The sequence below is a fragment of the Enterococcus hailinensis genome (assembly GCF_045862035.1).
Taxonomy (GTDB): Bacteria; Bacillota; Bacilli; order Lactobacillales; family Enterococcaceae; genus Enterococcus_A; species Enterococcus_A hailinensis.
Genome location: NZ_BAAFRV010000019.1, coordinates 1 through 18,392 on the forward strand (window position 1 = coordinate 1; position 18,392 = coordinate 18,392).

An 18,392-nucleotide genomic window follows, 5' to 3' on the forward strand; every position below is an offset into this window, starting at 1 on the left:
TTAATGGAGCTGGCGGGAGTCGCTTAAATGCTCATAAATCAATATCTAAAGTATTTTGAATGCTATATTGAATGCTATTGAGCTAAAAATCAATGAACTCGTTGAACTTATTCGCTAGTTTTTCTTTTGCAGATTTAGAAACATGAGAGTACACATTCATAGTTGTCTGAATGTCGGTATGCCCTAAACGATACTGAATATCTTTTAACGAAGCTCCCATTTCTACGAGAAGACTAGCATGTGTATGTCTAAATCCATGAGTAGTAATTCTATGCATGGGCTTATCTGAAGCTTTGTCCATTTCGTCTTGAATAGTTAATAGCCATTTTCTTGATGTATCAAGACTCATAATGTCATGCGGTCTGACTGACTCGGCTTTGCCAAAGATTAACCACTCATCACTCAAAGGTTTATTTTCTAACTTCCACTCTTTTAGTTTTTCTAAAGTTGCCATATCAATAGAAATTATTCGATTAGAGCCTTTATTTTTCGTCTCTGAGATATGAAGGCCAGTAGCAGATCTCGATACAGCTTTTTCAATATTAACAGTTTGTTTTTTAAAATCAACATCTTTCCATTCTAAAGCATTCGCTTCTTGTTTTCGCATACCAGTCATTGCCAGAAGACGAAAATATGCTTGGACTTTCAGATTAGAATATTTATATAAAATATCAAGAAATAATTTTAGTTCATCTTTATCATAAAAAGCTTCGTCTTGCTTCTTAGTTTTTTTTGCTTTTGGCTTCAAAATAGAATCAACCGGATTACGATCAATCAAACCAAATCGAACAGCATATTTAAAGACTAGCCCAGTATAGTTCATCATTTTTGAAGCGGTAGTATATTTAGCTGCCCAATCATTCATTAATTCTTGAATTTTGAGCGGAGTAATTTCTGATATATACATCTCGCCTAATTGATCTAAAATGTGATTTTTGAATATCCTTTTTGTTTTAAGTAGAGTAGATCCTCGAACAGTTTTTTCATACTCTACCATCCAAGAATCATAAACTTCGTTATACGTTTTAGGTTTTTCTTTTTTGAACAACTCATTTTCAAAATTACTTTGAAGTGTGGCTAAGGCTAGTTTAGCTTCTCTTTGAGTTTTGAAATTTCTTCGAGTAGTTTTAACAGGTTTACCAGTTTCAGGATTGATTCCCAAATACGCTTGGAACTTCCAACGTTTCTCGCCATTCTTATCTTTGTACTGGTCAAAACTAGCCATTAGATCACCTCCAATTTGCTTATATTAAAGTTTTTACAACCCCAATAATTCTTGTTTCTTGGCATCGAATTCTTCTTGGGAAATAATACCGTCATCTAATAATTCTTTGTACTTGCGTATTTCGTCAGTAGGAGAGAGTGAGATGCTTTCTTCATTTGCATGAGATACTGCACCGATTAATTCATCGTGTCTTCCAACTTCTAATTCAGAGACAATGTAATCGAATCCTGCCATAGTCTCTTTAGCTTTAATCAATATTTTTTCATATTTTTTATCTTTATCTTGTTTCTTTTTGATGTAGTCGATATTAATTGATTGTGGAGTTCTATTCTTGAAGGTAACTAATATCTTTAGAGAGTCGACATGATTTTTTTGCTTTTTCTTTTTTGTAACTCCTCCTAAGATTGCACCGACACCACCGGCAAGGACACCGCCAACAACTGCTCTGCCGATACCTAAACCGCCACTCATTACAGAACTTCCATTTTCAAGCAATTCGTAACTATTTAATTCACTAAAATTGTATACATTAAATTTAACTCTAAATAATTTCTTGTAGGAATCAATTTCTATATCCCCATATCTATTTGTACAGTTAAAATACTTAGACGGTTTCTTCAGAATGGCTTCAGAAGGAGTCATCTTGTTGAATTCAACAAATTCAGCGATTTCGTCTTCTGATAGTTCGTTATTATCTCTAACCATACCTTCCAAAGCAGTTTGCCTCGCGATATCTTTTGCTCCTGATTTAACCGAATCCCAAAAACCCATTTTTGTTCCTCCTTATAGAATTATTTTTGGATCGGGAACGAATGTCACGACCCGACCTTCAATGTGTAAATCCTCTTGTTCTTTCTTAGTATCGAAACTCATAGTTTTGTAATCAGGATTTGTGCTTTCTGGTTTCAAAATAATTGTTCCATCTAAATTATAAAACTTTTTCATCGTAGTTTCTGTTCCGTTAATCCTTACAACCGCTATCTTCCCATTTGGCAATTCAGATTGTGGGTTCACGACGGCGATTGTGTTTTCAGGAATGATTCTATCCATACTATCGCCATGCACTCTTAACCCGTACGCAGAAGGAAATTTTTTTAAAATCCATGAAGGGACAGGTACATCTTCAGCAATTTCATAACATTCAAGAGGATAACCAGCACGAACTGATCCAACCACTTTCAAATATGCTTCGTCTACGAATAGATTGCTCGAAACCTCTAAATCTGGCAATTCTCCGCGGTTCACTCCTAGAAAATCAGCATATTTTAAAATGTCTTCGGTACTCATTTGCAATTTGCCAGATTCGTATTTCGAAATAGTTGCTTTTGTTACATTTAATATGTTGCCAATAGTTTCTTGGTTGATTCGTTTGTCTTTTCGAACATCCCTTAAATATCCAACTGCATTATAGTTATTTATCATTTTATCAGTCCTTCGAATATCTTGTCATTGTATGCTTTTATTTTAAATAGTTTCGTAACAAGAAACAAGAGATATTATTTTAGAAAAAGTTTTCAAAATATAGTTGCCAACAGGAAACTTTTAGGTTATGATAACTTATGTCGAAAGGATGTGAGATGAAAATGATTCCTGTGGATAAATCAAAATTAGAAGAAAAAATGAAAATTAAAAAACTAAAAGATGTTGATATGGCAGGTGAATTAGAAGTCACGAAAGGAACTTACTCAAAATATATGAGTGGTCAAATCATCATTACATTGCCTTCTTTTATTAAAATTATGAATGTTTTAGATATTCCTGATGAAGAAGTTGGTTCTTTTTTAATACGAAAATAGTTTCCAAAAAGAAATTAAATATTTTCAAAGTTTCATGAAAAAGAAACTTATCCACAAGGTTCTCTTTGTGAAACAAAACCAATTTTAAATAAGAAAAAAATAGCCATATTGGCGTGAAACATTTTTCGTTTTCACGATAAATAACAGGTAGGAGGTTTTTTGAATGCCAGAACAAATTACACGTGAAGAATTAAGAAATTTACTTTTAAACTATGTTCCTAAAAGATATCTGACTCAAAAAGAAGCTGTAATCTATACAGGGACATCGCCAGGAACAATTAACCAGTGGGTTAAAGATGGACTACGAATCATTTTATTTGGAGAAAATAGTAATCCTAAGTACGACATTAAAGATTTAGACGATTGGATGGAAGATCATAAAACGAAAGGAGCATAACGATGAAAGAAGAAAAATTAGCTGTAAAAGTTGAATTTATCGGCGTAGAAGAAGCTGTAGCTAAAGCAGAACGGTATGTAGAACTATTAAAAGAAGCCAAAACGTTGGCAGACGAATTGGCTTCAGTTGAATTTGAAATTGGAATTAAGCAATAGAGGGGGTAACAAAATGAATGAAGTGAAAATTATTTCTGAATTAACTGGAATCTTAGTCAAAAATAATTTATCTGCTTTAGAAGCTCTAGAAGCGTTAGAAGAAACAAAGAAGGTATTTTTAGAAAGAAGTTGGCATATTGCTTCAGAGAAACAACATGCCATTAAAGATTAGTTATACATATCAATTATTGTAGTAATTGATTGTGTAGTTAGTATCAACGGTTGGTTTTTTTCAGTAATCTCGTTACGAAAAGCAAAAGAATGATCTCTATATTCTAGACTATCTTTTTCATCGTGACGATCAAAAATAAGAAATTTATTTTCAACCACTGCATTTAAAATTTCTGGAACTGATAAGAAAAGTATACAACAGAAAGGAAGTACCACATGAAAAATAAAAAAATTGCACTAGGAGTTACTGCTGCATTGTTTCTAGGATCAACTGTAGGATTCGCCGCAGGCGCTGGGTTCTTCGATAATGCAACGACTGTAGAACAGAACATCTACAAACTAGCTAACATTGCTACGCAGAACAAACAGAAGGCAGCAGACGTTCAAAGCAAACTTGATCAAACGACTAGTCAGCAAAAGAACCTGCAAGATCAACTAGACAGTTTGAAACAGCAATTGGCAAACAAACAAAACGAGGTCAATGCGAAGCAGTCTGAAATCGAAGCCAAACAACGTGAAGTCGAATCTAAGCAACAGGAAGTCGCGCAGAAACAGCAAGAGGCGGATAAGCTGCGTAACGAACTATCTAACGTTCAAAACGATTCAGCACAAAAAGACGCACGCATGGCTGAGTTAGCAAATTTGAGCCAACGAAAAGTAAACGAGTTGGGTCAGTAGGGGGGTTAATGATGAAAAAAATCTATTGGCTACGCAGAACAGGCGCAATGCTATTCATGTTTGGAATCGGTGCGGCGCTGACAGGAAATGTGCCAGATTGGCTGAAAGCAGCATACGTAACAGCAGTTTTCGGATTAGTGCTGATATACGATGTTGCGGAGTATGAACAAAAAAAGCCAACCAAGGAGGCTGACTATGAGTAGTCGAGACAGAATTGAATTTGGGCTGATAATTATCAGTCTAATTCTCTCGATAATCTCTCTATTGGGGACTGTACTTTTTTAAGATTCACAATTTGGTCAAAGTAACTCCCATTCAAATTGAATTTCAAATTAGCGTCCTTTTCCATAATATGACTGACGTTATTAGTACCAACTTCAAATGCTAAGTAAAAGGACGATGCGGTTTTGGGCGGAATATTTATTGGTAACGCTTGTGAGTATAATTTTCTATCACCTTTTACGCTTGATACTATTAATTTTTTAAATGGGGTGGCGCTCCATACTTCGTCGGTCTGAGATGAAGAGAGGTTTAGATTAATTAACATAGCGGGTTCAGAAGAATGATTAGCTATGACTGCTTGAATATAAATCATGTCATGAACTGTATAAGAAGCATACGTGTCTATATTAATGTGAGATTTAGCTTGAAAGATTTTATTTAACGTTAAATAAGAACTTAAAACGAAGCTAATAATTGATATCAATTGGAAAATATCCACAGAACCACCATCCAGTTTTTAAACCATTATATCAAATTGAAAGGGGTGAAAGTGTGGAAGATTTTAACGAAACATTTGCCGTTATGTATATCAGAGATGATCAATACTATCCGGTTGCATTGTCAGAAGAACAACTGATTGTGATTCAAACATTTATGAAGAGTTTGTTTGCTACAACTGGGAACGGGAAGCTAAATCTAATAAATCAACCGTTTGGAAAACCAACGAATTTAGTCACAAAAAAAGACTAGCCCCGTCTACCAAACTAAGCTAGTCAAAAAAAATATCTTATAGGAGGAATTATAGCACATGACGATTAAAGATTCACTAGGTGTACCTATGGAACCGAACTATGAAGAACCAATTCTAAAAGACATTTACGGAGACGATATCTACGAGAACAGTACAGTCTACATCAATGCAGATGGAATTGTATTAAAAGAAAACTTAGAACGTTACTCAAACGAGTATGTGGAGGAGTTAACCGCAGGTGAAGCGAACGAAGAGTTACGAGAGTCTATGTTGCCCAGTCAGTATTCGGAAACCATTAAAGAAGCATTAATTACTTGGATTGAAGAGAACGGATATGCCAAACATTTTGATTTACAACCATTAAGAGGAGGGGATGCTGTTGAATCTCGAAGAAATTACTAAGGAAATTGAAAATCTACGTTCTTTAATAGGAATCAAAATCAGTCTTTATGATGATCAAATTGCTCGAATTACAGAAACTAAATTGGCATTTCTCAATGAGATTGAAAAAGAATTAACCGCTGCATTAGAAATTCAAAAACAGCTCTTAGGCGATATGGAATCAGTAGAAACAGAAAGCTTCGTGATTAGTAAGAAATATCCTAATTTGAAAAGCAAAGCTTCTTATAAATTGAGTTTGCCAAAATCGAAAGAAGAGAAAGTTCGATTTGAACGTTACATGAAAGAAGAACATCCGGGACTAATCAAAGAAGAAGTTATTGTTAAACCAATTCAAAATGACATTAAACAGCTCTTAGTTGACGGCGTTTTCCATCGAACAGAAGAAGGCTTACTGATTGATGATAATGGCATGGCCATTCCAAACACAACCGTTGATGTTAAGGGAACCGAAGTGAAAGTGAAGGTGAAAGAGTAGATGGAAATAATCAAAGCAACTGATATTGATCGTGCAAGTAGTTTCTCTGTCTTGATCTACGCCCCGCCTGGCGGAGGGAAAACATATACAGCAAATTATTTAAAAGGTAAAACGCTTGTCATTGACATTGACCGTACCACGAATGTTTTAGCAGGCAATCCAAACATCGATATCGTTTATGCAGATTTAAATGATGTAGAAGTTGGAATGAAAAAAATGTTGAAGGATATTCACGATAATTATTTAGATAAGTATGACAATATCTTTTTCGATAATCTATCCGAATTTGAACAAGCTTGGTTAGCCGAAAAATCACGTCTGTCAAAAACAAGAGACGGCAAAGCAATGGGTATTCCTGAAATGGGTGATTATAATAAATTCTCATTTTATCTGCCTGACATGATTCGGTATATCAATTCGTGGAAAGGTGTAAACAAAGTTTTTACTGCATGGGAAACTCAAATTCAAATTCAATCACCTGGTGGTCAAATATTCAACCAGTTTCATCCACAGATTCGAGAAAAGATTGTAAATAATGTAATGGGTCTGATGAATATGGTTGGCCGGTTAATGATCAATGAAGAAACAGGAACACGAGGTTTTCTATTGAAACGAACAGATCAAACATTTGCTAAAAACCAACTAGATGATCGAGAGTTTGCTCTGCAAGAGGAGTTGTTCGATATTGATGGAACTGTACGATTATCAGAATGATTTAGTTAAACGTGCTAGACAAGCTTATATCGAGGGTTTTAAAGCGCCTTGTATTGTTTCGCCATGTGGTTCAGGCAAATCTGTTATGGTCGCTGAGATCGCACGTATGACGACTTCAAAAGGTAACCGAGTTTTGTTTTTAGTCCATCGTCGTGAGTTGATAGACCAAATAAAAAAGACATTTAAAGTCATTGGTGTTGATTTGAAATTGGTTAATTTTGGAATGGTTCAAACAGTTGTAAGACATCTTGAAACAATCAAAAAACCACAGTTGATCATCACTGATGAAAATCATCATGGGCTAGCGGCGTCATACAGAAAAATATATGACTACTATTCAGATGTTCCGAGATTAGGTTTTACCGCAACACCCGTCCGATTAAACGGGAGCGGGTTGGGAGATGTTAATGATTTATTGATCGAAGGCGTGTCAGCTAAATGGTTGATTGAGAATCATCGATTAGCGCCATACGAGTATTATGCGCCACGGCTGATTGATACCGCTGAATTGAAGAAAGCTTCAACCGGAGATTTTACGAAGAAATCAATGGATAAGGCAGTGAAGAATACTATTTATGGCGACGTGTTGAAACATTATCAAACGCTTGCTGATAACGAGCAGGCAATAGCATACTGCCACAGTATCGATGCAAGTAAGCACACAGCCGAGATATTCAACAATGCTGGTTATAAAGCAGCACATATTGATGCAAAAACGCCAAAAGATGAACGTGCAGACATTATCGAAGCGTTCAGAAATCATGAAATTAAAATCCTATGCAATGTTGATTTGATTGGAGAAGGATTTGACGTCCCTGATTGTTCAACTGTGATTATGTTGAGACCTACTCAATCGTTATCATTGTACATTCAGCAATCGATGAGGGGGATGCGTTACCGACCAGATAAAACGTCAATCATCATTGATCACGTAGGTAATGTAAACCGATTCGGATTGCCTGATATGGATCGTGAATGGAGTTTAGATACAAAAAAGAAAACAAAAACTGATAGTGAGTTATCTATCGTTCAATGTGCGTTTTGCTTCGGGGCTTACGAACGACCAAAAGGTGAAAATATTTGTCCTTATTGTGGGGAGGTACAGCCGATTGAAGAACGAAAAAGTGAGATTGAAGTTGATGAATCGATCGAATTGATGAAAGTCGGAGAAACGAAAATTACTTTGAATTTTGAAAACAATAAATATTACAACATGACGGAAGAAGAAGCTTCCACAATTGAAGATTTATATGCAATTGCTAGAGCTAAAGGGTTTAAACCCGGTTGGGCTTATATGGCTTGCAAAAGGAAGGGGTGGTTGTGATGCGTGGGGTGACACGTTACAAAAGCGGTTGGAAAGTATTTTATCAAAATAAAGGAATGAAAAAGTGGAAATGTTTTCCAACCGAACACGAGGCTGAGGAATATCGAATTTATTTAGAAAATAAATACGGGGTTCCAAAAAGAGAACAGAGTGAACCAGAAGACTTTGCGGGCCAGGTTATTGGATATTGGAAAATCATTGGTGACACTGGAAAAAGAACATCTGGTAGAAGTCAAATTATTTTAGCAAGACATGTAGAAACAGGAAAAATTAAAGAAATGCCTTTAAAAAGTTTAAAGGCTAGTGGAGACAAAGCGGGAATTTATCAAACAAAAAAAGGAAGCAAAAATAAATTTCAAAAAAATCTTTCCAAACAATATATAAGAGGAACAAATGTAAATGTTATTGGGAAGAAAAACAGCAAAAATAAAACGGGGTACGTCGGTGTTTCATTTGATAACCAAAGAAAAAGATGGTACGCGCAAATTAAAATTAATAACGGAAAAACAAAAGGTTTAGGGCGCTTTACTAATTTTAAAGAGGCTGTATTAAAAAGGAACAAAACAGAAATTGAATTAAGAAAAGAATTGTACGATTCAATAGGAAAAGAAATCTTCGCCTTGTCGGAAAGTGATATAGACATAAATGATTACGTCAAAGAAAAACAAAAAGAAATAGATGAACACATCCGAAATAACCAAAAACCGATTTTAGAAAAATACAAAAAGGAGAATCCAGATGAGTGAATTAGAATCAAAAATCACGATTAACAACATTTCATTTTCTATTACAAAATCTGATGACTTCGTTTTATTTGATATAGTACCTGCTAATTTTCGAGGTAGCTCAGTAACTATCACAGATACAAACGACAGACGAATTAGAGACCTCGATTATCAAGACTTGAGCATTACTTTTCATGGCTACGAAGAAGTAGAAGCATTCCAACAAGCATTAACTATGATTTCAACACAACTAAACCAAATTAACGGAGGAACTACAAAATGACATTTAACTTAGATTTTTCAAAAGTACAACAAAGAGGCGAAGTCAAAGATGGAACGTATGAAGCGGTCGTCAACAAAGTAGTAGAAAATGCAACGCCATCAGGATCAGAATTCATTGATATTGAATTAATTATTCGGAACGATGTACAACAGCAATTCCAAAACAGCCACCTTTTTCCGAAAGTTTGGAAAGGAAAAAAAGACAACAAATATAATATGGGAATGGTCATGGCAATCGCGCAAGCACTTGGCTTAGAAGATGGCAAAACATATAACGGATTAGAAGAATTTTTTGCTGACATGGTTTTAAAACCAGTTCGTGTAACAGTTAAAAATGAAGAATCAAATGGATACAGAAACACCAATGTTAAACGCTGGGAAAAGACAAATACAACTGGACCAGTAAATCACCAATTTAAAAATGGAGACGAACCATCATTCGGACCTGCTCGTCCCGATGTAACGGTTCAAAAAGACGACTTACCATTCTAATCACGAGGTGTAAAGATGTACGAAAAAATCCCAACAGAGCTTAAAAATCTCAAACAGTGGTGTGTTTACAAGCTAGTTTGGGATGAAAAAAGAAACAAACACACAAAGATTCCTTATAACGCAAACAATGGATACAAAGCTAAATCTAACGATGAGAGCACATGGTCTGATTTTCAGACCGCTCTCGATGCTATCAATAAATTTGAGATGACTGGTCTAGGTTTTTTCTTCAAACCACCATATTTTGGGATTGATATTGATAATGCTGAAGGCGAAGTTGAGCGCTATAAGATGGGTGATGTGGAAGAAAATATCATTTATGAATTCATAGAAAGCATGAAGTCTTATGCTGAATATTCTCAGTCTGGAACAGGCATCCACATTATTGCTCGAGGCAAACTGCCCGGCGGAAGGCGTCGCAAAGGTGATGTTGAGATGTATCAAGATGGACGATTCTTTGTAATGACTGGAAATATTGCTTCAGATTATCTCGCTATCTCTGAACCTGATCCAAAAAATATCAAACGACTTTATGATCGGTATGTTGGTGATAAAAAAATCATCCAATTTAAAGAAGAAAATCCATTAATGAACACTGTTGATTTGCCTATCGAAGAAATTATTCAACGTGCTGAATCGTCTTCTCAAGGCGCAAGATTTAAAGTTTTCATGGAGGGCGGTTGGGAAGCTTTCTACAGTTCACAATCAGAGGCGGATATGGCTTTTGCCAACGATCTTGCCTTTTGGACTGGTAGAGATTATGAAAAAATGGACGAGATTTTTCGATCGTCAGCTATGATTCGAACGAAATACGATCAGAAGCGCGGCGCTACAACTTACGGCGAAGGGCTGTTGAATAAAGCAATTGCCGATACAAATTCTGTATACAATCCAAAACGAAAATCTGATTTCAAAATATTTATCAAAGACCAAGAACAGCCAAAAGAAAAGAAATTTTATTCCTATGATGATACTGGTAATGCAGACCGATTCAATGACATCTATGGGACGCTGGTCAAATATTCCTATATAGATAAAGCGTGGTATTACTACGACGGGAAAGTTTGGCTTCAAGACAACACTGGCGAAGTGCGGAAAATGATTGATAACACAGTGGATATCATGGGTAAGGAACCTTTAATAGTTCCAGAAGGCGCAGATGATGAAACACGAGAAGCGTTAGAAAAAGCGAAAGAGAAGCATATTAAACGTTCTCGTAGCAATGCAGGTAAAAATGCCATGATGGATGAATTAAAACATCGACTGTCAGTCTTACCAGAAGAATTTGATAAAGACAAATCATTATTCAACACTCAAAGCGGTTTTTTATCTTTAAGTGACGGGCTACTACACGAACACGAGATAGATAAAATGTTTACTCGTATATCAAACGTCGAGTACACAGAATCGGTTGATTGTCCTATGTGGGAGGAATTCATCAATCAGATATTTAACAATGATCAAGAGCTGATTAATTACATTCAAAAATGCGTTGGATACTCACTAACAGGTTCCACAAGAGAGCAGTGTATGTTTATCCTTTATGGTCACGGATCAAACGGTAAGTCAGTGTTTTTGGAAATCATTTCTGAATTAATGGGCAATTACGCCATGACCATGCAAGCACAAACAATCATGGTAAAACAAAGCCAGTCATCGGCTAATAGTGATATCGCTCGATTAAAAGGTGCTCGATTAGTAACATCGTCAGAGCCAAACGAAGGTGTCCGATTAGATGAAGGATTGGTTAAACAATTAACTGGTGGCGATAAAGTGACCGCGCGGCATCTTTATGGAAAAGAATTCGAGTTTGAACCTGAATTTAAATTATGGTTAGCAACTAATCACAAACCAATTATTCGAGGCACTGATGATGGGATTTGGCGAAGATTAAATCTAATTCCATTTATCGTTCAAATACCTGACCATAAGAAGGACAAAAATCTTAAATACAAACTACAAACCGAGTTACAAGGCATTTTAAAATGGGCCATTGATGGTTGCTTAATGTGGCAGAGAGAGGGCTTGAAAAAACCACAGTCTGTTGTTGCAGCAAGTCAGGACTACCGTAGCGAAATGGACCAAATAGGTACATTTATCGAAGCGTGTTGTGAAACAGGTCCAGGTCTAAAAATATCAGGCGGTGAATTATACAAAGTTTATCGTGAATGGGCATCGGACAATGGTGAACACACTTTTACTAACACGAAGTTTGGTAGAGAGATTTCAAAAAAATATAGTAAGAAACGAATGAAAATTGGTGTAGTATATGATGGCATTTCTTTAAAACCAAGAAAATATGACAACGTGAGAGAGCTTTTTAAGTAAAAGATGTAGGGTAAGATGTAAAGTTAGCAGTCAACCCTACATCGCTTATAAACCCTTATATATCAATACTTATAGTATATTTTTTCTTCTTTGATGTATAGTTAGAAAAAAATAATAAAGTATTAAAGTAAAAAATAAAAAGTAAATTATATAAAAAAGAATAGGTTTTGAGGTCTTACCCTACATCGTATACACCGCAAATAGCTAGAAGCGTTGGTATGACAATGATAGTTCGAGATGTAGGGTTATCTTGAAACACAGATAGGAAGGTTTATGATGAACGAAATTTATATTTCAATAGCTAAAACAGTTAAATCGATACAAGCTGAAGGATTCGATTTTGAAGAAGCATTGGCAATATTCAAGGCTGGTCCCAAAATAAGTTGTGATGAGAAAAGTGATTTTGGTTTTTTCGATTCTTTGTTTGAGATTTCAGACGAACGGCTAAACGCCACAGAAGCATATAAATTCTATTTACAATCAACCAGTGGAGAACCTATCAGCCAAACTAAATTCGGCCGGATCATTTCTAAATTTGCTACTAAGAAAAAAATGAACGGTGGCATTTATTATCAAATGAGGATCAAACATTGAAATCAGAACATCAAATACAAGACGAGATCAGAATTGCTCTATCAGAAAATGGCTGTACGATTTTTCGATCGAATGCCGGGCAAGTCACAACTATAGAAGGCAGACAATTTTACGGAATGCCAAAAGGATTTCCTGATCTATGTGGGCATAGAAATTCAGATGGAAAATCAATTTATATCGAAGTCAAAAACGAAAAAGGTAAATTACGACCTGACCAATTACGGTTCGGCGAATTCCTAAAAAATCAACCAGTTTTATATGGAGTAGCAAGATCAGTGGAAGACGCTTTGCGGATTGTTAATAAGAAATAAAAAAATCGCATACGAATTAGGAGGGAGCAAATGAAGACACCAGAGCAGCAAGAGGCTTGGCATGAACTGTTGTTATTAACCAGTGATCCAGAATGGTACTTAGACGATCGTGCGAGTGAGAGGCATCAAGAACTAATGAGAATACTTGAAACAGATGTACCGAAAAAGAAAATGGAAAATAGATATCAAAAATTTTTAGACGGTCAGCCAGGATTAGAAGATAGCATTGTGGATTTGCTGAATAAGCGATTATCATTTGCGGAACTTCACGATATTTATCCGATCGATTTGAATGTTTTCACTTATGCAAGAAAAAAACATCGATTAGAAAAATATCGGCGAGTGAAAAAACCAGCTAGAGAAGACTTGAAATACTACTACGATTACAACGGCATTAAGAAAACGAGCGAGAAATTTAACGCCTCACGCTCAACGGTTTATGCATGGCTTAGAGCTTACAAAATCAAACTAAATTCGAGGTGATTCAATGTATCGCATATATCACGATAATATTGCAGCAATCGTAGCGGACGAAGATAAAAAACTGTTTTGCTACACCAGCATTGATAAAGCAAAGCAAGTAGCCAGGAGCATCGAATCAAAAACGAGTTACAGAACAGCGTTGAATCAGCGAGAGGAGTTTCTAATTGAGGTTGGATATAAGAAAGAAAAGTTTATTGGATAGGAGAATTACGATGAATTTAGTAGATCGTTATTACACGTTAATTCTGAAAGAACAAGTAAGACAATTACGATTATACGAACGTAAAAAAGAGCGAGCAGATAAAACGATCCAAGAATTAGCTCTGACGCCAGCACATACTACTCAACGATACTGGCAAGCAGTAAGCCAGTCGGAATTGTGTATCAATGAAATCAATAAAATAAAAGACGAAATGAACTATCTAAATAAAATTTATCACTGGAAAGATATGTTGCATCAAGATCGATTCAGTTTTATCACTGATGAAGTGTTGAGATTAGTACGCTAACTGGCGCTATCACGTAAGGGGGAAAATAATAGAAATGACTACACTTGTTTTAAAAATCAAGGGATTATCAGAAGAACAAATTCAAGAACATTTCAGTGAGTTTTTCAATGAATTGGTAGAAAAATATCCTAATCAATTTGGTGCTGGTATATCAGTTTTGACTAAAGGAACAGAGGGAGAACAGCAAGTTTTAAAGATTGCTGATTTATGCTAACGGAAGATATTAAGGAGGAAAAAATAAATGAAAAAATATAACGTTTTATTAGAAACAGAGTCAGAACAGCTTTTTCTATTTCCAGTTAAGGCGGAGAGTCATAAACAAGCAAATGCATTAGTTATGAGAGAAAGCATGAATCAACCGTTTTTAGATGGTGTAGAAATCAGCACAGTTGGAATATTTGAAGAAGAAAGTTCGGTGAATTTACTTGAAGTTGCCAAAAGAAATAAAGGTATGCGGAATTAATTACAAGATTGAGCTGGTGGAAGTTATTGATATTGCCGGTGAAAGAAATTATCAAGGTATGTGCCATTTTGACTTAGCTAAGATTGAGATATTGGAATCTCTAAGCGATCAGAGAAAAGAACAAACCTTTGTCCATGAATTAACACACGCAATATTTTATGAAGCAGGTTATGACGAACAGGATGAGGATATGATTAATCGAGTTGGAATTGCTTTGCATCAAGTAATTAAAGAGTTTGTCAATTAACGACACCTATCACAGAGGAGGAAAAGTAATGAATAAAACGCTAGTAATTTGGTTTGAAAATGGTTCAACTTCATATTTTGAAAGAGTTGAAAATTTTGAACATGAATGGATAAACACTGACATGATTTCATTTGATTATTTTGGTGTTAGATCGCAAGTAAAAAGGCATGCAGTGTTTAATTTTAAAACGATTGCTGGTTTTGCATTGGAGGACGGCGAATGATGCCAATGTTTATCAAACGGTGGATGTGCAAATTAAAAGGTCATAATTTTGAAAGCTATGAGTTTAGAATTGGTCCATATCCACTAGACATAGAAGAAGCCGGCTATTGTACGAGATGTGGGTTTGATACCCACGAAGATATTAAAGAATATGGTGGGAACGGACGAGTATAGTTCCGCTAACCACCCGAATCATGGAAAGGATGATTTAAATGAAATATAGAAAAAAACCAGTTGTAGTTGAAGCAATACCCACCTACAATACAAAGATTCAAGATATTTTGGATTTTTGTGAAGGTAAGGCGTGGATTAATAAATACGATCAAGAAATGTATATTGATACACTCGAGGGTCAAATGAAGGTCGGTCGGGGAGATTGGATAATCAAAGGTGTACAAGGAGAGTTCTATCCATGTAAACCGGACATCTTTGAAGCAACCTATGAAAAAGTAAATTAACTCACCCTATCAAATAGAAAAGAGGTATGAAATGGATAAGCAAGAAGTAATAGCAGAACTCCAGAAAAAATATGAGGAAGCAATCAAAGCGCAAGAAAAATGTCCTGTTGGTTTTGATATGTGGCGAATGTACGAGACTAGAGCGATTGCATTTGTTAATGCGATAAGTATTGTTCAACATTTGAAAGAGGTGGCGGAATGAACAAAAGACAGAGAAAAAAGAGAGTTAAAGCAGAGTTAGGCACTATTAGCGTTAGTTTGGCAGATGTTCAAAATAATCCAATTGATGCGGTACAACGTGCATCAGCTATTATTGCTGCTGCTTATCAATGTGATGAGTCTCTAAGAACGAGAGTCATTATTCAATTAGAAGTTGGCCGATTAAGCAATCTGGTTAATTTAGCATATTAGTTCCACTAACCGATTCTATTATGGAGGTTTTGAATGAAAGAAAAATTAATCAGTGATCTAAATGAAATGTTGGCAAATTCTACTACGCTGAAAGTAAGCGAGAGACGATTAATAGAATTAACAATTGAATATATTGAAAAAGAGATTAAGTGACGGAGGGCGAATTATTGGAGACGAGAATTAATGAATTATCTGAAAAACAATTAGATGAATTAGCAGAGCGTATTGTATTTTCAATTCGAAAGGATCGAGAAGAAGAACGCAAACAATTTAAAAAATATGCTGAACATAATACTGCACTATTGCTCCGATATTACCACAAGCTTAAAGGTCATACTGATAGTGTGAAAGAGCAACTAGAAGCTGACCAAGATACCTTTTGGGATCATAGACGCTTAGACCTGAGCATCCTCATGGAAAATAAAGCAAAGACTGTGAAGTTAATGAATCATGTGGATTATGCTTTAGAAATATACGAAAAGGTCTGCAACAACTCCGATTCAGCAGAGGAGAGAAGACATTACCAGATTATTTTGCGGAAGTATATTAATGATAAACGAGAGTCGGATCAGCAAATTGCAGATTACTTCAACAAAGATAGAACGACCATCAATCGAAATTGCAAAGAAGCAATTCAAGATTTATCAGTTATTCTATTCGGTGTAGATATGCTGAATTATTGGTAAATTCATGCACTAATCATGCACCACAATGCAACAATAAAGGTTATATAATAGTAGCATGAAGTAATGTAATTAATTCGCTCCGCAATTCGACCAACTAAAACTACTGTCATAGTTTCGACTACACTTAACTAACAACCGAATTAGCGGAACGGATTATTTACTTGACGGCACGAATAATGATTTCTACTAAACAGGACGTGTCGTCTTTATGTCACTGTGGCGGAAAGGGTAAAGTTAATCAGATATAAGAGAACCGTCTCGGTGAGACCGCGTAACGGGTAGGCTGAACGAGATAGCGAGAGACTCTCCCTGAAATTTCAGGCACGCATAGCGTGTGTTACCTCTATGACGGAGATACGGTGGATGGAATGAGTTCCCATAGATTCAGCAGGAAGTAAAACGAGGCGTCGTCACACGCCTATCTTATATCGTGCAAGGTTCGATTCCTTGCCAGTGACTTAGACGAAAGGTAGCTTGAATATTAACCACATCAACATCGTCAGCGAGTTGATAAAGGTAACTAGCAGACTCTAGGATTTAAGCCAGTCTTACCGATTAGTCAATTACAAGCAAGCTTGCAGGAGGTAGCTCCTCCGAGTTGACGTGTAGTTTAGTAGGGACAGAACGACTTCGTTATCAGAAGTAGGGGCAGGATCGAGACCTGTCACGTCAATAGGAAAAAACAAATCATTGTTTGTAGGACTAGCGAGCTTTAGTGGCGTTAGTCTGATTTTTATTAGATCACTCACATGAGTGGTCTTTTTATTTTGCATAAGAAAGGACTAACACCATGAGACACTACTGGTACATTTCATTAAGCGGCAAGTATCCACGACGATCCATGTCAGTACAGATTGCTAAACGATATACGATTGTTGAACTAACTGATGAAGCAACTGTGTGGGAAATAGATGTATGCAAGTTGGTGTTCATTGGTATTGGTTCATATAAGGACGAACACATTCAAGAGAACATGAAGAGGTGGTTGAGATGAGATGCCTAAAATAAAATGCGCTGTCTCAATCTGTCGAGAGTATGTAGACTTACCTGAACGATACTGTGCCAAGCACAAAGGTAATACAGCTAAGGTTTACAACAGAGAAGTAAGATACAACAAAGACAACATAAGGTACGCTCACTTCTATGCCTCTAGCCAATGGAAAAAGCTAAGGCTTAGAAAACTTGCTGAACAACCATTGTGCGAAGAGTGTCTACGTAATAACAAAGTGACTGCAGCAACTATCGTTCACCACAAGACAGAGATAAAAAATGATTGGTCTAAGAGGTTAGACTATACCTCCTTGGAAAGCATATGTCAGACTTGCCATAATAAGACGCACAAAACAGAATCGATTTAAAGGTGTCTAAAATGCGTTTTAAGCGTATATAGATATTTAGGTATAAATAAATTGGAAATATTAGTGCAATAAATTTAATACCCCCCTACATGAGCGAGAGACTATAAATCGAAGCCCTCTCTTGTGCGTATAGATTTCCCTATAAAAACTTTGTAAATTGAGAAAGGCGGTGACAATATGGCCGAACAATGGAAGAAAATCCACGGTTATCCAAATTATAAGGTGTCTTCTAATGGTCGAGTGTCAGCTGAATCAACTAGCGGAACCAAGCAAGTGAAACCCTATGAGAAAGACAACGGTTATTTATATGTCGATCTCTACAAAAACGGGCAACGAACTGGCAAAAGGGTTCATGTATTGGTTGCTGACGCTTTTCTTCAAAAGCCTAGCGGAAATGTCACTGTCGATCACAAAGACCGAAACAGGCATAACAATAGATTATCAAACTTGAGATATTCGACAATCTCAGAACAAAATAAAAATAGAGCTTCATGGGCAAAGGAGGCATGATGA

The 18,392-nt window shown here is 36.0% G+C and carries 35 protein-coding genes and 1 tRNA gene; 32 read left to right on the plus strand and 4 right to left on the minus strand.

Going from position 1 to position 18,392, the window contains the following annotated elements; all coding sequences use genetic code 11:
* Positions 1 to 82 precede the first annotated feature (82 nt).
* Genes ACKTSC_RS11365 through ACKTSC_RS11375 form a run of 3 tightly spaced genes read right to left on the minus strand, consistent with a single transcriptional unit; the run spans position 83 to position 2,647 of the window.
* Positions 83 to 1,225 carry a tyrosine-type recombinase/integrase gene (locus tag ACKTSC_RS11365; RefSeq protein WP_407857638.1) on the minus strand — a complete coding sequence of 381 codons (1,143 nt, stop codon included), beginning with the start codon at positions 1,223 to 1,225 and terminating at the stop codon, positions 83 to 85.
* Between the two features lie 33 nt (positions 1,226 to 1,258).
* Positions 1,259 to 1,996 carry an SHOCT domain-containing protein gene (locus ACKTSC_RS11370; RefSeq protein ID WP_407857639.1) on the minus strand — a complete coding sequence of 246 codons (738 nt, stop codon included), beginning with the start codon at positions 1,994 to 1,996 and terminating at the stop codon, positions 1,259 to 1,261.
* A 12-nt stretch (positions 1,997 to 2,008) separates the two neighbouring features.
* Positions 2,009 to 2,647 carry a LexA family protein gene (locus ACKTSC_RS11375; protein WP_071858812.1) on the minus strand — a complete coding sequence of 213 codons (639 nt, stop codon included), beginning with the start codon at positions 2,645 to 2,647 and terminating at the stop codon, positions 2,009 to 2,011.
* A 155-nt stretch (positions 2,648 to 2,802) separates the two neighbouring features.
* On the opposite strand from ACKTSC_RS11375, the gene ACKTSC_RS11380 reads away from it, so the two are divergent.
* The 30 genes from ACKTSC_RS11380 to ACKTSC_RS11525 all read left to right on the plus strand — a co-directional run bounded on the left by ACKTSC_RS11380 (position 2,803) and on the right by ACKTSC_RS11525 (position 17,194).
* Complete coding sequence (locus ACKTSC_RS11380; RefSeq protein ID WP_071858811.1) at positions 2,803 to 3,021, plus strand: helix-turn-helix domain-containing protein; 219 nt, start codon at positions 2,803 to 2,805, stop codon at positions 3,019 to 3,021.
* 163 nt (positions 3,022 to 3,184) lie between these two features.
* Positions 3,185 to 3,418: a helix-turn-helix transcriptional regulator gene (locus tag ACKTSC_RS11385; protein WP_407857640.1), complete on the plus strand. Its 234-nt coding sequence runs from the start codon at positions 3,185 to 3,187 to the stop codon at positions 3,416 to 3,418.
* A 2-nt stretch (positions 3,419 to 3,420) separates the two neighbouring features.
* Positions 3,421 to 3,573, plus strand: a complete 153-nt coding sequence (locus ACKTSC_RS11390) for a hypothetical protein (RefSeq protein ID WP_407857641.1) — start codon at positions 3,421 to 3,423, stop codon at positions 3,571 to 3,573.
* Between the two features lie 13 nt (positions 3,574 to 3,586).
* A complete protein-coding gene (locus ACKTSC_RS11395) occupies positions 3,587 to 3,745 on the plus strand; it encodes a hypothetical protein (protein ID WP_016177528.1) in 159 nt (52 codons plus the stop codon).
* A gap of 215 nt (positions 3,746 to 3,960) precedes the next feature.
* Positions 3,961 to 4,422 (plus strand): hypothetical protein, encoded by a 462-nt coding sequence (locus ACKTSC_RS11400; RefSeq protein WP_407857642.1) that lies wholly within the window; start codon positions 3,961 to 3,963, stop codon positions 4,420 to 4,422.
* An 8-nt stretch (positions 4,423 to 4,430) separates the two neighbouring features.
* Positions 4,431 to 4,625 carry a hypothetical protein gene (locus ACKTSC_RS11405; protein WP_407857643.1) on the plus strand — a complete coding sequence of 65 codons (195 nt, stop codon included), beginning with the start codon at positions 4,431 to 4,433 and terminating at the stop codon, positions 4,623 to 4,625.
* Between the two features lie 571 nt (positions 4,626 to 5,196).
* Positions 5,197 to 5,394 (plus strand): hypothetical protein, encoded by a 198-nt coding sequence (locus ACKTSC_RS11410; protein WP_311929138.1) that lies wholly within the window; start codon positions 5,197 to 5,199, stop codon positions 5,392 to 5,394.
* A 58-nt stretch (positions 5,395 to 5,452) separates the two neighbouring features.
* Positions 5,453 to 5,797, plus strand: coding sequence for a YqaI family protein (locus ACKTSC_RS11415; RefSeq protein WP_407857644.1), 345 nt, complete (start codon positions 5,453 to 5,455; stop codon positions 5,795 to 5,797).
* Positions 5,769 to 6,272, plus strand: coding sequence for a hypothetical protein (locus ACKTSC_RS11420; protein WP_407857645.1), 504 nt, complete (start codon positions 5,769 to 5,771; stop codon positions 6,270 to 6,272). Before ACKTSC_RS11415 ends, ACKTSC_RS11420 begins: the two co-directional genes overlap by 29 nt.
* Positions 6,273 to 6,986, plus strand: coding sequence for an AAA family ATPase (locus ACKTSC_RS11425; protein ID WP_407857646.1), 714 nt, complete (start codon positions 6,273 to 6,275; stop codon positions 6,984 to 6,986).
* Entirely contained in the window at positions 6,961 to 8,310 is a 1,350-nt protein-coding gene (locus tag ACKTSC_RS11430) for a DEAD/DEAH box helicase (RefSeq protein ID WP_407857688.1), read from the plus strand. Before ACKTSC_RS11425 ends, ACKTSC_RS11430 begins: the two co-directional genes overlap by 26 nt.
* A complete protein-coding gene (locus tag ACKTSC_RS11435) occupies positions 8,310 to 9,056 on the plus strand; it encodes a hypothetical protein (protein ID WP_407857647.1) in 747 nt (248 codons plus the stop codon). The genes ACKTSC_RS11430 and ACKTSC_RS11435 overlap by 1 nt, the downstream gene beginning before the upstream one ends.
* Positions 9,049 to 9,318 carry a hypothetical protein gene (locus ACKTSC_RS11440; protein ID WP_407857648.1) on the plus strand — a complete coding sequence of 90 codons (270 nt, stop codon included), beginning with the start codon at positions 9,049 to 9,051 and terminating at the stop codon, positions 9,316 to 9,318. Before ACKTSC_RS11435 ends, ACKTSC_RS11440 begins: the two co-directional genes overlap by 8 nt.
* Positions 9,315 to 9,809 carry a DUF669 domain-containing protein gene (locus ACKTSC_RS11445; protein WP_407857649.1) on the plus strand — a complete coding sequence of 165 codons (495 nt, stop codon included), beginning with the start codon at positions 9,315 to 9,317 and terminating at the stop codon, positions 9,807 to 9,809. Before ACKTSC_RS11440 ends, ACKTSC_RS11445 begins: the two co-directional genes overlap by 4 nt.
* Before the next feature lie 15 nt (positions 9,810 to 9,824).
* Positions 9,825 to 12,137: a phage/plasmid primase, P4 family gene (locus ACKTSC_RS11450; protein ID WP_407857650.1), complete on the plus strand. Its 2,313-nt coding sequence runs from the start codon at positions 9,825 to 9,827 to the stop codon at positions 12,135 to 12,137.
* Positions 12,138 to 12,413: 276 nt separating this feature from the next.
* Positions 12,414 to 12,731 (plus strand): hypothetical protein, encoded by a 318-nt coding sequence (locus tag ACKTSC_RS11455; RefSeq protein WP_407857651.1) that lies wholly within the window; start codon positions 12,414 to 12,416, stop codon positions 12,729 to 12,731.
* Entirely contained in the window at positions 12,728 to 13,042 is a 315-nt protein-coding gene (locus tag ACKTSC_RS11460) for a VRR-NUC domain-containing protein (protein ID WP_407857652.1), read from the plus strand. The genes ACKTSC_RS11455 and ACKTSC_RS11460 overlap by 4 nt, the downstream gene beginning before the upstream one ends.
* A gap of 30 nt (positions 13,043 to 13,072) precedes the next feature.
* The gene (locus ACKTSC_RS11465; protein WP_407857653.1) at positions 13,073 to 13,525 is read left to right on the plus strand and encodes a hypothetical protein; all 453 of its coding nucleotides are present in this window, start codon (positions 13,073 to 13,075) and stop codon (positions 13,523 to 13,525) included.
* A gap of 4 nt (positions 13,526 to 13,529) precedes the next feature.
* A complete protein-coding gene (locus ACKTSC_RS11470) occupies positions 13,530 to 13,727 on the plus strand; it encodes a hypothetical protein (protein WP_407857654.1) in 198 nt (65 codons plus the stop codon).
* A gap of 10 nt (positions 13,728 to 13,737) precedes the next feature.
* The gene (locus ACKTSC_RS11475; protein WP_407857655.1) at positions 13,738 to 14,034 is read left to right on the plus strand and encodes a DUF1140 family protein; all 297 of its coding nucleotides are present in this window, start codon (positions 13,738 to 13,740) and stop codon (positions 14,032 to 14,034) included.
* A 34-nt stretch (positions 14,035 to 14,068) separates the two neighbouring features.
* On the plus strand, positions 14,069 to 14,248 hold the full coding sequence (locus ACKTSC_RS11480) for a hypothetical protein (RefSeq protein ID WP_407857656.1): 180 nt from the start codon (positions 14,069 to 14,071) through the stop codon (positions 14,246 to 14,248).
* Between the two features lie 27 nt (positions 14,249 to 14,275).
* Complete coding sequence (locus ACKTSC_RS11485; protein WP_407857657.1) at positions 14,276 to 14,497, plus strand: hypothetical protein; 222 nt, start codon at positions 14,276 to 14,278, stop codon at positions 14,495 to 14,497.
* The gene (locus ACKTSC_RS11490; RefSeq protein ID WP_407857658.1) at positions 14,460 to 14,744 is read left to right on the plus strand and encodes a hypothetical protein; all 285 of its coding nucleotides are present in this window, start codon (positions 14,460 to 14,462) and stop codon (positions 14,742 to 14,744) included. Before ACKTSC_RS11485 ends, ACKTSC_RS11490 begins: the two co-directional genes overlap by 38 nt.
* Before the next feature lie 28 nt (positions 14,745 to 14,772).
* Positions 14,773 to 14,967, plus strand: coding sequence for a hypothetical protein (locus tag ACKTSC_RS11495; RefSeq protein WP_407857659.1), 195 nt, complete (start codon positions 14,773 to 14,775; stop codon positions 14,965 to 14,967).
* Entirely contained in the window at positions 14,964 to 15,140 is a 177-nt protein-coding gene (locus tag ACKTSC_RS11500; RefSeq protein ID WP_407857660.1) for a DUF1660 family phage protein, read from the plus strand. Before ACKTSC_RS11495 ends, ACKTSC_RS11500 begins: the two co-directional genes overlap by 4 nt.
* A 38-nt stretch (positions 15,141 to 15,178) precedes the next feature.
* Entirely contained in the window at positions 15,179 to 15,424 is a 246-nt protein-coding gene (locus ACKTSC_RS11505) for a hypothetical protein (protein WP_407857661.1), read from the plus strand.
* Positions 15,425 to 15,455: 31 nt separating this feature from the next.
* Positions 15,456 to 15,626 (plus strand): hypothetical protein, encoded by a 171-nt coding sequence (locus ACKTSC_RS11510; protein ID WP_407857662.1) that lies wholly within the window; start codon positions 15,456 to 15,458, stop codon positions 15,624 to 15,626.
* The gene (locus ACKTSC_RS11515; RefSeq protein ID WP_407857663.1) at positions 15,623 to 15,835 is read left to right on the plus strand and encodes a hypothetical protein; all 213 of its coding nucleotides are present in this window, start codon (positions 15,623 to 15,625) and stop codon (positions 15,833 to 15,835) included. Before ACKTSC_RS11510 ends, ACKTSC_RS11515 begins: the two co-directional genes overlap by 4 nt.
* Before the next feature lie 167 nt (positions 15,836 to 16,002).
* Positions 16,003 to 16,521 carry a hypothetical protein gene (locus tag ACKTSC_RS11520; protein WP_407857664.1) on the plus strand — a complete coding sequence of 173 codons (519 nt, stop codon included), beginning with the start codon at positions 16,003 to 16,005 and terminating at the stop codon, positions 16,519 to 16,521.
* 599 nt (positions 16,522 to 17,120) lie between these two features.
* Positions 17,121 to 17,194: transfer RNA gene (locus ACKTSC_RS11525), tRNA-Ile, on the plus strand.
* A gap of 125 nt (positions 17,195 to 17,319) precedes the next feature.
* On the opposite strand, the gene ACKTSC_RS11530 is transcribed toward ACKTSC_RS11525, so the two are convergent.
* Entirely contained in the window at positions 17,320 to 17,454 is a 135-nt protein-coding gene (locus ACKTSC_RS11530) for a hypothetical protein (protein ID WP_407857665.1), read from the minus strand.
* Positions 17,455 to 17,516: 62 nt separating this feature from the next.
* On the opposite strand from ACKTSC_RS11530, the gene ACKTSC_RS11535 reads away from it, so the two are divergent.
* Positions 17,517 to 17,879 (plus strand): HNH endonuclease, encoded by a 363-nt coding sequence (locus ACKTSC_RS11535; RefSeq protein ID WP_407857666.1) that lies wholly within the window; start codon positions 17,517 to 17,519, stop codon positions 17,877 to 17,879.
* Positions 17,880 to 18,056: 177 nt separating this feature from the next.
* Entirely contained in the window at positions 18,057 to 18,389 is a 333-nt protein-coding gene (locus ACKTSC_RS11540) for an NUMOD4 domain-containing protein (protein ID WP_311806554.1), read from the plus strand.
* Positions 18,390 to 18,392: the final 3 nt, after the last annotated feature.